This is a genomic window from Paremcibacter congregatus (genome assembly GCF_006385135.1).
Lineage (GTDB): Bacteria > Pseudomonadota > Alphaproteobacteria > Sphingomonadales > Emcibacteraceae > Paremcibacter > Paremcibacter congregatus.
The window spans coordinates 3044966-3059776 of the sequence record NZ_CP041025.1 but is presented as its reverse complement, the minus strand read 5'-3'; the positions used below and the strand labels follow the sequence as shown (position 1 = coordinate 3059776).

The 14811-nt window shown below is 49.5% G+C and carries 15 protein-coding genes; 6 read left to right on the top strand and 9 right to left on the bottom strand.

The window, feature by feature from the left end; all coding sequences use genetic code 11:
- Nucleotides 1–61: 61 nt before the first annotated feature.
- Nucleotides 62–2755, bottom strand: a complete 2694-nt coding sequence (locus FIV45_RS13495; protein WP_099475214.1) for a hypothetical protein — start codon at nucleotides 2753–2755, stop codon at nucleotides 62–64.
- A 211-nt stretch (nucleotides 2756–2966) separates the two neighbouring features.
- On the opposite strand from FIV45_RS13495, the gene FIV45_RS13490 reads away from it, so the two are divergent.
- Nucleotides 2967–3518, top strand: coding sequence for a response regulator (locus FIV45_RS13490; RefSeq protein ID WP_099475215.1), 552 nt, complete (start codon nucleotides 2967–2969; stop codon nucleotides 3516–3518).
- On the top strand, nucleotides 3511–4020 hold the full coding sequence (locus FIV45_RS13485; protein ID WP_099475216.1) for a hypothetical protein: 510 nt from the start codon (nucleotides 3511–3513) through the stop codon (nucleotides 4018–4020). Before FIV45_RS13490 ends, FIV45_RS13485 begins: the two co-directional genes overlap by 8 nt.
- A 52-nt stretch (nucleotides 4021–4072) precedes the next feature.
- Here the strand turns inward: FIV45_RS13485 and FIV45_RS13480 are convergent, their stop codons facing one another.
- The 3 genes from FIV45_RS13480 to FIV45_RS13470 form a co-directional block, all read right to left on the bottom strand.
- Nucleotides 4073–5257, bottom strand: a complete 1185-nt coding sequence (locus FIV45_RS13480) for a vWA domain-containing protein (protein WP_099475217.1) — start codon at nucleotides 5255–5257, stop codon at nucleotides 4073–4075.
- Between the two features lie 15 nt (nucleotides 5258–5272).
- Nucleotides 5273–6118, bottom strand: coding sequence for an AAA family ATPase (locus tag FIV45_RS13475; RefSeq protein ID WP_099475218.1), 846 nt, complete (start codon nucleotides 6116–6118; stop codon nucleotides 5273–5275).
- Nucleotides 6119–6222: 104 nt separating this feature from the next.
- Entirely contained in the window at nucleotides 6223–7908 is a 1686-nt protein-coding gene (locus FIV45_RS13470) for a tetratricopeptide repeat protein (protein ID WP_099475219.1), read from the bottom strand.
- A 205-nt stretch (nucleotides 7909–8113) separates the two neighbouring features.
- Here FIV45_RS13470 and flbT point away from each other — a divergent pair, with 205 nt between their 5' ends.
- From flbT to FIV45_RS13450, 4 genes are all read left to right on the top strand, one after another.
- On the top strand, nucleotides 8114–8509 hold the full coding sequence (gene flbT, locus FIV45_RS13465) for a flagellar biosynthesis repressor FlbT (RefSeq protein ID WP_099475220.1): 396 nt from the start codon (nucleotides 8114–8116) through the stop codon (nucleotides 8507–8509).
- Nucleotides 8499–8912 (top strand): flagellar biosynthesis regulator FlaF, encoded by a 414-nt coding sequence (flaF, locus tag FIV45_RS13460; protein ID WP_099475221.1) that lies wholly within the window; start codon nucleotides 8499–8501, stop codon nucleotides 8910–8912. Before flbT ends, flaF begins: the two co-directional genes overlap by 11 nt.
- 268 nt (nucleotides 8913–9180) lie before the next feature.
- Complete coding sequence (locus FIV45_RS13455) at nucleotides 9181–10023, top strand: flagellin (protein WP_099475222.1); 843 nt, start codon at nucleotides 9181–9183, stop codon at nucleotides 10021–10023.
- A 246-nt stretch (nucleotides 10024–10269) separates the two neighbouring features.
- Complete coding sequence (locus FIV45_RS13450) at nucleotides 10270–10659, top strand: flagellar protein FlaG (protein ID WP_165777112.1); 390 nt, start codon at nucleotides 10270–10272, stop codon at nucleotides 10657–10659.
- An 87-nt stretch (nucleotides 10660–10746) separates the two neighbouring features.
- Here the strand turns inward: FIV45_RS13450 and FIV45_RS13445 are convergent, their stop codons facing one another.
- The 5 genes from FIV45_RS13445 to FIV45_RS13425 all read right to left on the bottom strand — a co-directional run bounded on the left by FIV45_RS13445 (nucleotide 10747) and on the right by FIV45_RS13425 (nucleotide 14697).
- Complete coding sequence (locus FIV45_RS13445; RefSeq protein ID WP_099475224.1) at nucleotides 10747–11577, bottom strand: flagellin; 831 nt, start codon at nucleotides 11575–11577, stop codon at nucleotides 10747–10749.
- 90 nt (nucleotides 11578–11667) lie between these two features.
- Nucleotides 11668–12498, bottom strand: coding sequence for a flagellin (locus FIV45_RS13440; RefSeq protein ID WP_099475225.1), 831 nt, complete (start codon nucleotides 12496–12498; stop codon nucleotides 11668–11670).
- Between the two features lie 299 nt (nucleotides 12499–12797).
- Entirely contained in the window at nucleotides 12798–13247 is a 450-nt protein-coding gene (locus FIV45_RS13435; RefSeq protein ID WP_099475226.1) for a hypothetical protein, read from the bottom strand.
- Nucleotides 13244–13558, bottom strand: coding sequence for a rod-binding protein (locus tag FIV45_RS13430; RefSeq protein ID WP_099475227.1), 315 nt, complete (start codon nucleotides 13556–13558; stop codon nucleotides 13244–13246). The genes FIV45_RS13435 and FIV45_RS13430 overlap by 4 nt, the downstream gene beginning before the upstream one ends.
- A complete protein-coding gene (locus tag FIV45_RS13425) occupies nucleotides 13558–14697 on the bottom strand; it encodes a flagellar basal body P-ring protein FlgI (RefSeq protein WP_099475228.1) in 1140 nt (379 codons plus the stop codon). Before FIV45_RS13425 ends, FIV45_RS13430 begins: the two co-directional genes overlap by 1 nt.
- Between the last annotated feature and the right edge of the window lie 114 nt (nucleotides 14698–14811).

The window sequence follows — 14811 nt, the reverse complement described above, 5'->3', positions numbered from 1 at the left end:
CAAAACAAAAGGCCGCTGGATCACAGCGGCCTTTTGTTTTTCTGGAGACGCAATACGGGCCTTAGGAAAAGCGGTCTACCGCCTGGGCCAGGGCCAGATAAACCTTGCCGGTTTCAGATGAAATCAACGCAACGCTGAAATTACTGTAACTGTCAGAGGCCATGGACTGTGACATTAAGTCTTCGAAAATTTGCATATATTCAAGGGCGTAGCTTCTGAATTCAGGGTCGTTTTTATATTTTTCCTGAATTGTGGCGCTATGTTTTTTGTCGGTGATTTTCTTCAGGCGCCGCAGAAAAGCGTTCCTGTCACCGTCAACATAGGACTGCCAGACCTTGTCGGGAACATCTTCTTCGACATATCGGTTGATGTCGATTGACAGGGATTGCAGTTGTTCGATGATTTTTGAGGCGAGGCCGGAGAAGTGATTGCCGCTTTTCTCGCGAATTTTCTGCTCAATGGCTTCGGCGTCGATGAGAATGCTTTTGTTGGACAGTTGCAGGGCATTGATCATCTGCTGGAATTTTTCCGCATGCTGATCAATGGCGTGGTTGGTTTCGTCGGCGGCTTCCACGGCACTGGCGGAGGCGAGGAAAATGCTTTCCGAGGCATGCTGCATGTGGTCGGCAACTTTTGTCGCGCTGCTTTCGGCGGCGGCGGTCGCCTTGGCGTTTTCCTGCTCCAGCAGGGCCAGTTTTTCTGTCAGGGTATCAAGCCGCACCAGAGTGTCGGTACATTGTTGTTCCACCCGCGCGGCGGTGGACAGCCAGTTTTCCGACAGGGCGGCGGCCTGTTGATCGGTGCTGGTGAAATGGGTGGTCACGGTATCGCCCATTTCCTGAATATTGCGGATGGTGTTCTCGGTGCGGCCCCGGACATCTTCGATCCGGTCGGACAGTTGTTCTGTCTGGGCCACGATGCTGGAGATGATCCCCTGGGCATGTTCGCCGAGACTGCCGGATTCATCTTTCAGCTTGCCGAGAGCTTCTTCCAGGTGGCTCGCGACATCGGTAATGCTTTTCACGAGATCATCATGCTGGGCTTTCAACTGGCCTTCGGACTGGTCGATCTGCAGACGGAATTGTTCGGACATCTGTTCAAAGGCGCCGTAATGGTTTTTCATCAGATCGGTTTTGTCATCCAGGGCCCGGGTGGTGTCCTGCACGGCGGTGTCGACCCGGGTGGCCTGGGCCTCGATGGCGGCCACGGTTTTCTCGAGCTGCCCCGTGGTTTCTTCCGCCAGGATGTTGAGACCATCTGTTTTCCGGGCAAGACTTTCCATCAGACTGGTGAATTGCTGGTCCATGGTCTGGGCAAAACTGTCGCTTTGATGGCTGATAAAGGCATGGGCCTTGCCGGCATGATCATCAAGAGAGGCATGCAGGGCGTCGGATTGTTCAATCAATTTTGTCCGGATGATTTCGGCCTGATGATCCAGAGCGGATTCGACGGATGTGACGCGGGCGGTGACGGTATGCTCCAGAGTTTCACTGCGGGTATAAAGGTCCTCTGTCGCCCGGCCCATATGGCCGATCAGGTTTTCAGAAAGCTGTTGCGATGAGCTGACGATATTCTCGGCATTTTCCCGGAAAGTCTGGCTGGCTTCATCCAGAAGGCTTTTGCTTTTCTGGGTTGCGGCCACAAGTACGGTCTCCATATCACTGGCCTGCAGGCGGAAATTCTCACCGCTCTCGCGGGTCTTGTTCAGGGCGTCTTCCGCGACGGTGCTCAAAACTGTGGCCTGGTCGGTGAGACTGGAGGTGATTGTCGCGGAACTTTCGGCAGCCTTGTCACGGGCTTCTGCAAGGGTTTGGGTTTGCTGATCCATACGGGTGCAAAGTTCGGACGTCTGTTCGGCCACATCGCGGAGACTGTTGGTCAGGGCCACCTGCTTCGCGGCGATGGTATCACTCATCCGGGTCAGATCATGTTCTGACGTGGTAAAGTTTTCCGCCATTTCACGCGACATGTTAATCAGGCCGGCGGCCATTTTTTCCAGCCGGTCCTCGATCAGGCGTGACCGCTCATCCAGGGTTTTGTTCTGGAATGTAATCTCGTTGCTGAGTTCTTCGGAATTTTTCCGGGTGGTGTTACTGATGCTCTCACTGTCGAATTTCAGCTGTTTGAACATGGTTTCAAGTTCGGTGATATGTTCTGAAGCCTCGGCGACAAGGGTGGCGAAGGCGTCGCGCTCGGCTTTCAACGTGGTCTGGAGGTTGGCGGCTTTGGCTTCGGCGTCGGTGGTGACTTCAAACAGGTTGCTGATCTGGTCCTGAAAGCGTTTTTCCAGATTGCCGATGCGGGTGGTGGCGATGTCGCCGGCGGCTTCGACGTGAGAAATTTCCTTATGCAGATCGGCGACAATGGCGTTAACCCGGCGTTGGGCGACATCCAATGGCGCCAGAAGGCCGTCGAGACCATGCACCAAGGCCGTGCGATGATCGCGTAAAGGATCGGTGCGCAGATAAACCAAGGCAATCAACCAGATCAGAATCAGGGGCAGGGAGGCTCCCGCCAACAGGCCACCGGCTTCATAAACCGGCATGCGGGACAGGGTTTTTTCAGACTCAATGAACCACCAGACGCATGCCGTAATCCAGATCAGACTACAGGTCATAGACGCAAGGAGCGGCCAGAAACGTAGCAGCCAGGCTTGCCGCCCGCTATCCTGTGCCGCGATTACGGGGCCGGAATTGCTGAGTTTGTGAAGAGGCGTTACAACGTGATCCGTTTCGGGGGTGGTGTTGTCAGTCATTTTATAAATATTCTTTGCATTTTTATTCTAAAAATATCGCGGTGATCCGGTTTCAAGGGAGGCATTCTAGCAGGCCGGGCCGCAGGCAACAAGCGGCAAGAGTCGGCGGTGAAAAATCGATGTAAAATTCATTTTTTATTTACCTTGATTGGGTAGTGTTTTACCTAATAATGATTTAAAAGAAACAAACTAAGTATTATGTCAGGTCCCTATGAATAATATAGATTTAAGCCGCATGTGTGTTTTGGTGGTTGAGGATAGCCAGTTTATCCGTTCCCTGATTGTCAACAGTCTGAGGGTAATGGGGGTGGGATCCATCAAGTCGGTTGATGATGGGGCGGAAGCCATTGAATTTATTAAACTGGTGGACAGCAATCCAATGAAAGCCGGTATGATGAGCATTGATATTGTGATTTCTGACTGGGAAATGTCCCCGGTCAATGGCATGATGTTGCTGCGCTGGATCCGGCGTCACAAAGAAAGTCCGGAACGATTTTTGCCCTTTATTATGCTGACGGGATATTCGGAACCGCAACGGGTCGAAGACGCCAGGGCGATGGGGGTTAATGAATTTATGTCAAAGCCGTTTACAGTCAATGCTTTGGCGGACAAGTTGTTCTCCGTGATCAACAAACCTCGGCAGTTTGTGCACACCGCATCCTATTTTGGCCCGGATCGACGTCGGCAGGATGTCCCCATTCAAGGAGAAGATCGACGTAAATTGACCTTGAAAAGCCCGGAAGTGGAGGTGGTCAATGCCTAAGGTAACGGTGCGCTATTATCGCCTGAAAAACAAGCTAAAGGAAAAAACACTGGGTCTTGCCCCACGGGGGGATGACGAAATTTCCTTTGATGAAGATATTCTGGCCCAGGCGACAGCAGCTCTTGAAGATATGGCGGAAGATTATCCGGATTGGGTATCCACGCTGATTGATCAGTTGGCTGATGTGCATCGTCGATGTGTTGATACGCCGGAACAACGGGTTCCCTTGTTTGAACAGCTGCATTCCATCGCCCATGACATGCGTGGGCAGGGGGGGACTTTCGGCTATCAGTTGATCTCGGATTTTGCCGACGGACTTTATGCCTTTACGGACAAAAGCACCAGCACATCGGATAATCATGTCGAGGTGATCAAGGCTCATATCGATGCCATGCGGGTGGTGATCAAACAACGCATCAGTGGGGATGGCGGGGAAGTCGGGTCGGAAATCAAGGCAGGGCTGGAAGCCGCCATCAAGAAATATATGGCCCAGAACGCCTGATACCTGCAGAATTCAAAAAGATATAAAACGTCCGGCTGGTCACCGGGCGTTTTTATTTCTTGCGGCTGAGTTCCTTCATGGCCTCTTCCAGGCCACCGATGGTCAGGGGATACATCTTGTCGTCCATCAACTGCCGGATCAGGGTGATTGAATGGGTATAATCCCAATAGTCTTCCTTGATCGGGTTTAGCCAGATGGCGCTCTGATAGACCTCCAGCAGGCGGCGCATCCAGACTTCGCCACTTTCCTCGTTCCAATGTTCGACGCTGCCGCCGGGATAGACGATCTCATAGGGAGACATGGAGGCGTCACCGACGAAGATCACTTTATAATCATGCGGGTATTTATGCAGCAGGTCATAAGTATTGATGCGATTCTGGTGGCGACGGCTGTTGTCCTGCCAGACACCTTCATACAGGCAGTTATGGAAATAGAAATATTCCATATGTTTAAATTCACTGCGGGCGGCGGAAAAAAGCTCTTCACACAGCTTGATATGCGGGTCCATGGAGCCGCCCACATCAAAGAAGATTAGCACCTTGATGGCGTTATGGCGTTCCGGTACCATTTTAATGTCGAGATAACCCTGTTTGGCGGTGGAACGGATGGTGTCGTCCAGATCCAGTTCCTCGGCCGCCCCCTGTCGGGCGAAGTTGCGCAGGCGTTTCAGGGCTACCTTGATGTTGCGGGTGCCGAGTTCGACATTGTCATCAAGATTGCGGAATTCGCGCTTGTCCCAGACCTTGACCGCGCGACCGTGCCGGCCTTCCTTCTGGCCGATGCGAATGCCTTCCGGGTTATAACCATAGGCGCCAAAGGGCGAAGTGCCGCCGGTGCCGATCCATTTGTTGCCACCCTGATGGCGTTCCTTCTGTTCTTCCAGACGCTTTTTCAGGGTTTCCATCAGTTTGTCCCAGTCGCCGACAGCTTCAATTTTGGCCATTTCTTCCGGGGTGAGGAATTTTTCCGCCAGTTTGCGCAGCCATTCTTCCGGAATGTCGGCGATCAGGTCCTCGGCTTCCGGCGCCTCCAGACCTTTGAAGTGATGACCGAAAACCTGGTCAAATTTATCCAGATTACTTTCATTCTTCACCAGGGTCGCCCGGCTGAGATAATAGAAATCATCCAGGGAATATTGCGCGAGTCCCGCTTGCAAACCCTCCATCAGGGTGAGATATTCCCTGAGGGAAACAGGAACGCCGTGATCTCGCAGATTCATGAAGAAATTTGTGAACATGGATCGCCTGCTTGCTTAGCGTTTTTCACGCCGGTTCATGAAGGCCAGCCGTTCCAGCATATGCACGTCCTGCTCATTCTTGAGCAGCGCGCCATGCAGGGGCGGGATCAGTTTCTTGACGTCCCGGCTTTGCAATACTTCCACAGGCATATCCTCGACCATTAGCAGTTTCAGCCAGTCGAGCAGTTCCGAGGTGGAGGGCTTTTTCTTCAGGCCGGGCACGTCACGGACATCATAAAACAGATTGAGCGCTTCCCGCACCAGCTTGTTCTGAATGTCGGGAAAATGCACATTGATGATATCTTTCATCGTCTCGGGATCGGGGAATTTGATGTAATGGAAGAAACAGCGGCGCAGGAAGGCGTCCGGCAGTTCCTTTTCATTATTGCTGGTGATGATCACCAGGGGCCGGTTGACGGCGGTGATGGTCTCGCCGGTCTCATAGACATTGAATTCCATCCGGTCCAGTTCCTGCAACAGGTCGTTGGGGAATTCAATATCGGCCTTGTCGACCTCGTCAATCAGCAGAATCGGGCTTTCGTCGGCTGTGAAGGCTTCCCACAGCTTGCCTTTATTGATGTAATTTTTGATATCATGGACTTTGGCGTCACCAAGTTGCGAATCGCGAAGGCGGGAGACAGCGTCATATTCATACAGACCCTGCTGGGCCTTGGTGGTGGATTTTACATGCCATTCGAGCAGGTCCTTGCCCAGAGCCTTGGCCACCTCATGGGCGAGGACGGTCTTGCCAGTGCCGGGTTCTCCCTTGATCAACAGGGGGCGTTGCAACGCGATCGCGGCATTGACGGCGACCATCAGGTCAGGGGTAGCGACATATTTATCTGTACCAGTAAATTTCATAATCAAACATCCGTTTTATTTTCGCGAAGACAGCCTATCGCCGGGCCCGGTAAAGGTCAAAGATTAAATTGACCCAGCTGTTCCGGCGCCTTTTGGGCGTGCGATCAGGCTGATTTTTCCTTAAGCTTTTTTTCGATCCAGGGGGTGAATTCCTCTTTGGCGAAGAGAGGCATGAATTCGGCCCAGGTCAGGGCGGGCGTTTTTGGGGTCATTAACGCCGTTTCGAAGAGGTAGGTGCCGTCTTCTTTGCCGAAACTTTCCCAGAATCTGTTGTTGTGGATAACCCACCAGACCTGTGTGCCCACCGTGGCCGCCTGGGATACCGGGGCGGAGGCCGCACCCATGACGAGATCCAGGTTTTTCATCATTGCCGCAGTACCTTCAAAGTCGTCTTTGAGGTCCAGTTCTTCAAAATTATGAAGGACGATTCCATGTTTATCGAGAAGGTTCTGTATTTCTTCGGAAACATCGCCATATTGCACATTGATAAAATTGACATTTTTGGTGGCAAGCACCGGGACCCAGTCTTCCAATTGCGCATAAAACATGGCGCGGCGGGCTTCCTGAAGCTGACTGGTCCAGCATATCCCGACGCTAATGTTGTGGGGTAACTGGGTAATTTTTTCTTTCCAATAGGCGACTTTGTCTTCTGCCGGAGAGAGGAATCCTGCGCTCATGTCGGGGATATCTTCCCGGGACCGCCAGCGATGACGCAAGACTTCTGTATAAAGGCACATATAGTCTATTTTCTCAGGTTCAATACCGTCATATAGTCTGACTTTATATCCCAGTTCATGTTGTCCGCTTTTATATGGTACTATCGTTGCTTCTTTGAAACTGTTTCGGAAAAGAGGAACGAGACGCCTGTCACAGCCAATAATGACGTGCTCGGCTTCGCGGATCAGGTCCGGGTAGAGGGCGGCAAGAAGTACTTCATCTCCTACCCCCTGTTCTGCGCCGACAAGGATTGTTTTTCCTGAAAGGTCTTGTCCTTGCCAGTGTTCAATTTTGTAGGGCATAAAAACAGAGTCGGGATTGCTGAGATGATTGTGCCAGGCCAAAGCCTCGAATGCATCGTCAAATTTTCCGATATTATAACTGGAATGGGCGAGGGCTCTCTGACACATGAAGTTTTTTGGGGAGAGTTTGATGGCCTTATGTGCAAATTCCCAGGCCTTCTCATATTGCTGGAGATTTGTATAGACCAGGCTCAGGTTACTCACCACACTTGCGATGGTCGGGTCCAGACGGTAGGCCTCTTCATAAAATGGCTGAGAAACGGTGTAGCCGTCGCGGAAAGATACGCTGGCGCCAATGGCATTCCATAAATGAGCACTTTCCGGAAAAATAGGGATGATGTCTTGTAAGATCTCAATGGATTCATCAATTTGGCCGCTTTCCCGCATCGCTGTGGCAAGATTACAATACCCTATCGGATCATCCGGACAGGTTTGACAATAGATTGTGTAAAACTTAATGGCGAGGTCAAAGAAACTCATTTCTATACAGGATTTTCCCAGAATATCGCATATTCCCGGGTTGTCAGCATTCTGGTGAAGGGCATGTTCCATCATGGAAATTGCTTTGTTTTTCATGCCAAGATTAAAAAGGCACCGAGACATCAGCACCAGGAGATTTGGTTGATAGTCTTCGTAATTCAGCGCTTTTGAAAAATATTTTAATGCGTTGGCAAAATCTTCATTTTTGAAGAAATTAGAACCTGTTTCTACCAGTTTGAAATATTGCTTCTTTGTTTTTGGTACTGGAATATGTGTGGCATTAGTTTTCATAGAGAAGCAACCTTTTGGTGGTGTCCATTATTACGTTGACATGATTATTTTACAGTAAATTTCATTTTCTGTATGAAAATACTGTAACTTATTTCACATTAATACTATAGTTAACTGAATAATTTCATATTTTCTTAACACAAAATTTGAGATAATGATCACGTTTCAATGATAAAAACATAACATAACAAGGTGAGTGAAAATAATGGCGCTTAAGATATCTTTGAAACCGGGAGAGAAAATTGTCGTCAACGGTGCGGTTATTGTCAACGGAGACAGAAGGTCGACTTTAATTTTGCAGAATAAAGCATCTCTGCTTCGTGAAAAAGATATCCTGCTGGCTGAGGACGTGGATACACCGGTGAAACACGTTTATTTCCCGATCATGCTTATGTATATGGATGATAAGGGGTTTAATAAATATCACGAGCAGTTTGTTTTGCGGATGACAGAATTGCTTTCGGTTATTGAAGAACCGGGAGCCAAAGCTTTGTGTGTGGCAATTAGTAAGGATGTCATGGATGGGGAATATTACAAAGCCTTGTTGAAATGTAAAAAAATGTTTGAATATGAAGGTGAGAGATTGAACTATGTCCCTTAAGGCGTACCAGACAACCCAAAAAGCCAATGAGTCAAGCAGTCAGACGGAATATCGTTTATTTACTGAAGTGACGCGGGCTTTGATGGAGGCGAAGGGACTGGCCAAGCTTGACAAGAAGGTACATGATGCATTGCATTGGAACAGACAGTTATGGTCGACGCTGGCGACGGACTGTGCGGTGGAAGGAAATATGCTGCCAAAGCAATTACGTGCATCAATCATATCCCTGTCCATTTGGGTTGGAAAGTACAGTTCCCAGGTTGCTCGTGGAGAAGAAGACATTCAGTCTTTAATCGATATCAATAAGAATATTATGGAAGGGCTTTCTGCTCAGGCGCAGAATAATGTGACTGAGGCGCCTACTGAAACACCGCCGTCTTCCGGGCATAATTATTCTGTTTAAATCTTAATTCCCCCATTCTTTCCTGTAGTTACAATAGTTAATTTTTTTATTAAAATTTTATGTAACATTCTGATAAGAAATGCATTTTTTATATAAAACCAAAAAAATACCTTGTTAACTATTTCTTAATTGATTATAGATTATCTTAGTTGTTGTCCGCTAGAACGCCAGAATGGTGTATATATGTATAAGCAGACACGATAGGGCCTCGGCCTGTAACGGAGCAAAATGCTCTTAAGTTTAGTACTCTCAGAATGGAGAATATATTATGGCTTTTTCAGTCAACACAAATGCCGGCGCTCTTTTCGCGCTGCAATCCCTCAATAAAACAAATAGTCAGTTGGACTCAGTTCAATCCAGAATTAATACTGGTTTGAAAGTGGCGTCTGCTAAAGACAATGCTGCGGTTTTCGCGATTGCTCAAGGACAGCGGGCTGATTTGGCCGGTCTTGGTGCCGTTAAGGGATCGCTTGATCGTGCGTCAAGTTCAATCAATGTGGCTCTTGCGGCGACAGAAGCTGTGTCTGATCTTCTCGTTCAGCTGAAAGAAAAAGCGGTGGCGTCTACTGACCCTGGTGCTGACGCAGCTGCTCGAATAGCTTTGAATGATGAATTTCAGAACTTGATTGATCAGATCGATACTGTTGTGAATAACGCTGAATTCAATGGCGTGAATGCCGTGAAAAATGGCGGTAATGCCATTCAGGCCTTGACTGCACTGGCTGACGGTACGAATACAGCGGGTGATTATTCCATTACGATTGCTGCAACAGATATTTCTGCCAGTGATGGTCTTGGGCTTACGACTACGGTTGATATTCTTAATGTGACGAACGCCTCTTCTTCTCTTGCATTGATTACCACAGCGGAAACAACACTGAATACACTGTTGTCCAAGCTTGGTGCGGGCGGCAAGCGGATTGATATTCAGCGGGCGTTTACCGATAAACTTTCTGACGCAATCGAAATTGGTATTGGTAATCTGGTTGATGCCGATCTGGCGCGTGAGAGTGCGAACCTGCAATCGCTGCAGGTGCGACAGCAGCTTGGTCTCCAGGCCCTGTCAATTGCGAATCAGGCACCTGGTTCCGTATTGTCACTCTTCAGATAAGAGACAGTCTTATGGTTTTGGTGAGGGCAACAATAAAGCCTTCACCAAAAACCTCTTTTATTTTTTAGATAATTTATTTAGTTGGCTTTTTCACATTTTTTTTTAGGTGAAACAGGTTTTGTATAGTGTATTAGTGCTAGAGTTGGGATAAAATAAGAAAGATAGGTTTATGTAGAGGTTGATATGGTAAACGGAATTAACATAACTAGTCCGTTATCAACTGGCACCGGCGACCCCAGGGAGGCTGTGTCACAAAGCGTAGCCAGAAGTGGCGGCGCAGAAACGATACAGTCAGCTCAAGGTCCTCGCCAGAGGGATAACAGTGTAAAAGAAAGCGTTTCTTCAGCAATTTCAAAAGCGGCTGATAAGCGCTTGGAGTCGTTGAGCGCAGGCAGTACGCAGGAGTATCTTCAGGCTGCGGAAAAGCTGATTAACGCCACATTACCGAGCAAACCCCCGGGTACCAAGTTGCGTATTAATCTTGATGATGATTCCGGGCGGTTCGTCTATCAGGGCGTTGATGTTAATACCGGCGATGTCATTACCCAGTTCCCGGCAGAGGAAGTTCTTAAATTCCTGTCATATATTCGGGAAAAGAATGGTCTGGAAGGCATTGTTGTTGATGAAACAGCCTGATGAGAATTTGATCAAGAAATATAAGTTTGTATAAGAAAGCCTGCATCCAATGATGCAGGCTTTTTTGTTTATGTTTTAGTGAGTTTGTTACCCGCCAAAAATATTCAGAATAGACTGTGGGGCCTGGTTGGCGATGGACAGGGCCTGAACCCCCAGCTGCTGCTTGACCTGAAGCGCTTGAAGGTTGGCGCTTTCCTTGGCCATGTTGGCGTCCACCAGATTTCCGATCCCCACTTCAATCGTATCAGCGATTTTGTCGGCGAAGACCCGTTGTGCTTCAAGTGATTTTGCCCCGGCGCCGAGTTTGGTGAGAGAGGCGCTGACCTTGGTCAGGGATGCGGTGATAAGGGCCAGGGTTACTGAGGCATCTACCTGTGTCGCGATTGTTTGGGTCGCGGTGACGTCGACAATGCCGCCGCCGAGAGCCATGTTTTGATGGGCGATGGTGATGGTTTGTGTTGCGCTGGGATTTGTGATGGCTGTGACCACATCCGTGCCGGCGTCAATCATATTGGTGCCGTTGAATTCCGCGTTGCTCACCATCGTGGTGATCTGATCGCGCAACGCGATGAAATCTTCGTTCAGCGCTGTTCGGCTGGTGGCGTCCAGGCCGGAATCCGATGCTGCGGTCGCTTTTTCCTTCATTTCAATCAATAGATCAGAAATCGATCCGGCCGCCGCCAGGGCGATGTCGGTGGTGCTGATGGATCTGTCAAGACTTTGCTTTACGGCATTATATCCCTTCAAATCGCCCCGCAGTTTTTGAGCAATTGAGAAAATGGCGGCATTGTCCTTGGCGGAGGATATTTTTAACCCGGTATTGATATGGGTCTGGGTGCTCTCAAGTTGTCGGGTTGTGCTGTTCAGGTTAAAGAGGGCCGAGAGGGCGCTCGTATTTGTATTGACGGAAAAAGCCATTTTTCATTCCTATTCTAGTAAGTACATTTTTCTATGCACGTGGGCCATTCAGCCCAGCCGCTTAACGATCCCCAAAGTCTCTCTTTGATTTTATTGACCAAAGAGAGATAGAATTGATTGTGGAGCCTGATTGGCGATCGAGAGCGCCTGAACGCCAAGTTGCTGCTTGACCTGAAGAGATTGCAGGTTGGCGCTTTCCTTGGCCATGTTGGCGTCCACCAGATTCCCGATCCCGACTTCTATGGTATCCGAAATTTTATCAGCAAAAATTCGTTGTGATTCCAAAGATTTACCCCCGGCCCCTAGTTTGGTCAAAACGGCGCTGACCTTTGTCAGGGAAGCCGTGATGGCTGCCAATGCCACAGTTGCATCGGCCTGGGTTGTAATGGTTTGTGTTGCTGTGATATCTACATTACCCCCCCCCAGAGTCAGGTTTTGATGCGCGATGGAGATGGTTTGTGTGGCATTCGGGTTGGTGATGGCCACAACAGCATCAGTTCCCGCATCAATCAGGTTGGTGCCGTTAAACTCCGCATTGGCGACAATAGTGCTGATTTGATCGCGCAGAGCGGCGAAATCTTCATTCAAGGCGGTTCGGCTGGTGGCGTCCAGACCGCTATCGGAAGCGGCAACCGTTTTTTCCTTCATTTCAATCAACAGGTCGGAAATGGATCCGGCCGCCGCCAAGGCAATGTCGGTGGTGCTGATGGACCGGTCCAGACTTTGCTTAACGGCGTTATAGCCTCTCAGGTCCGCCCGTAGTTTCTGGGCGATGGAGAAAATCGCGGCATTATCTTTGGCTGACGAAATTTTCAAACCGGTATTAATGTTGGTCTGGGTCTTTTCGAGGTCCCGTGTCGTATTATTCAAATTCAACAACGCCGATAGGGCGCTTGCATTTGTATTAACTGAGAAAGCCATTCCGCTCTCCTTCCATGAGTTACATTCTAAACATGTATGGCCCTTCGAGGGCATTAATCACTGGTTACTATGCAAAGGGTGTGCCAGTTTTGTAATTAGTATAACCTATTATAAATAAATGATAAAAAATTAAACTAAACGGCATTACTTGTGTGGTGAGGTAGATTCTTCCAGTTGGTGGGCAAAGCTTGCAGTATGGAATGAGGGGAATCTGCCGGGAAGTCATCAGGGAGAGCCTAAAAAAGAGGGGCCTTGGCCCCTCTGATATCCTGTGTCATTATTTTTTGTTATGATCGGGGTTAGATATTCTGGTTCAGGGATATGGAGGTCGCTGACTTATTGACATATTTTGCACCGTTGGCGCCATATGTACTGGCGTTGCTGCGGGACTTCACGACTTCGTCGCTGACAGCTTTCAGCATGCGTTCGGAAACTGTTTTCAAGGCCTTTGTCATACGGGCATGTTGTTCAAGAACGCCGTGAAACAGGCGTGTTTCCTGTTTCAGGGTTCGAATGGCGTCGCCGCTGCCGCTGGCCTGAAGACCGCCACGGGCAGAAAGATCGGCCAGTTCCTTTTGGTAAGCTGCCATCAGCTTGTTCTTTTCGGGCAGGTAACTTTTGATCTCCTGAGGCCGGCGTTCCTGCAGCAGGGTGATTTCTGCCGAGATCACTCTGGTCAGGGCGCGCATGATCTCAATCAGCGGCAATAGCAGGTTTTGATCTTGTGAAGAATGCTGGGGAGGGGTCATTTATAGTCTACTTCCTGTGTTTTTAAAATCTCCCGATAAACGGCGTCTGATAACCCGATGCCGCCATTTTTCGAGATTTGCTTGCCAATTTCTTCGTTGAGGACATCGCGGAAGACATCTTCCCCGTGGCCGCCGCTAAAAGCTCCATCGGCTTTCAGGCCAGTGGACATGCTTTTCAGAATTTGCGACAGGAAAACCGCTTCAAAACTGTCAGCGGTATCCCGGGCCTTTCTCTCAAAGTCCGTACCGGGAGTCTGGGCCTTTTTGGGGTTGACAGCGGAGGGCTGAATATTGAGGAAATTCATATCCATTACATGACCTCGATTTCTGCATGAAGGGCGCCGGACACTTTCAGCGCCTGAAGAATGGCAATCATATCGCGGGGGCCAATGCCGAGCGCGTTAAGGCCATCGACAAGGTCCTGCAAATTGACGCCAGGTTTAAGCAAGGCAAATTTCTTGCCAGCGTCGTCTTCGATATCCACTTCCGTCCGAGGGACGACGGCCGTTTCACCCTGCCCCAGAGGATTGGGTTGAGAGACCTGCGGGGTTTCATTGACCCGAATGGTCAGGTTACCCTGGGCGATGGCGACTTCGCTGACGCGGACTTCATTGCCGATCACAATTATACCGGATCGTTCATCAACCACGACTTTGGCCTTCCGGTCCGGCTGGACATAAAGCTGTTCCAGGTCAGTCACCAGATCGACCATAGTGTTGTTATAGGCTTCAGGCTTGATGATCAGGACAGTTGAGGGGTCCAGCGCCATGGCTGTCTTGGTGCCCATTTCCTTGTTAATGACATTCGCGATGCGTCGTGATGTCGTGAAATCGGGGGTGCGCAGGGATAAATGCAACTCTTTTTTGGTCAGCATGGAATAGTTGACTTCTTTTTCCACAATGCCGCCATTGGGAATACGACCGGCGGTGGGCACCCCTTGAGTGATGCTGCCGGCATCGCCTCCGGCGGAAAAGCCGGACACCTGGATGGACCCCTGAGCCACGGCATAGACTTCTCCGTCTGCACCTTTGAGAGGGGTCACGATCAATGTGCCGCCGCGCAGGTTATCGGCGTCGCCAATGGAGCTGACATTAATATCAAGACGATTCCCGGGGCGGGCAAAAGGGGACAAGCTGGCGGTTACCATAACGGCGGCAACATTTTCGGCCTTCATTTCAGCGCCGCGGGTGTTAACGCCGAGCCGTTCCAGCATGGCGACAATACTTTGTTCGGTAAAAGGAGCGTTGCGGAGAGAGTCACCGGTGCCGTTCAGCCCGACCACGAGGCCATAACCAACCAATTGGTTGTCCCGGATGCCTTCAATAGACACCAGGTCTTTAATGCGGGAAGCCGCCTGTGCCGACAGGCCGTTACCCAGACTGATGAGAGTGATCAGCAGTAGAGTGACGTATTTTTTGAGCCGGCTTTGTATTAATGACTTCTGTCGCATGATTATTCCATTTTAGAAAATTTATACTATCTCTCCTTTCTTTATGCGAAAATCATGCCAACAATTCCGGGAAAGGATGTAAAGTTAAGTTGTTGATATATAGTAATATATTTT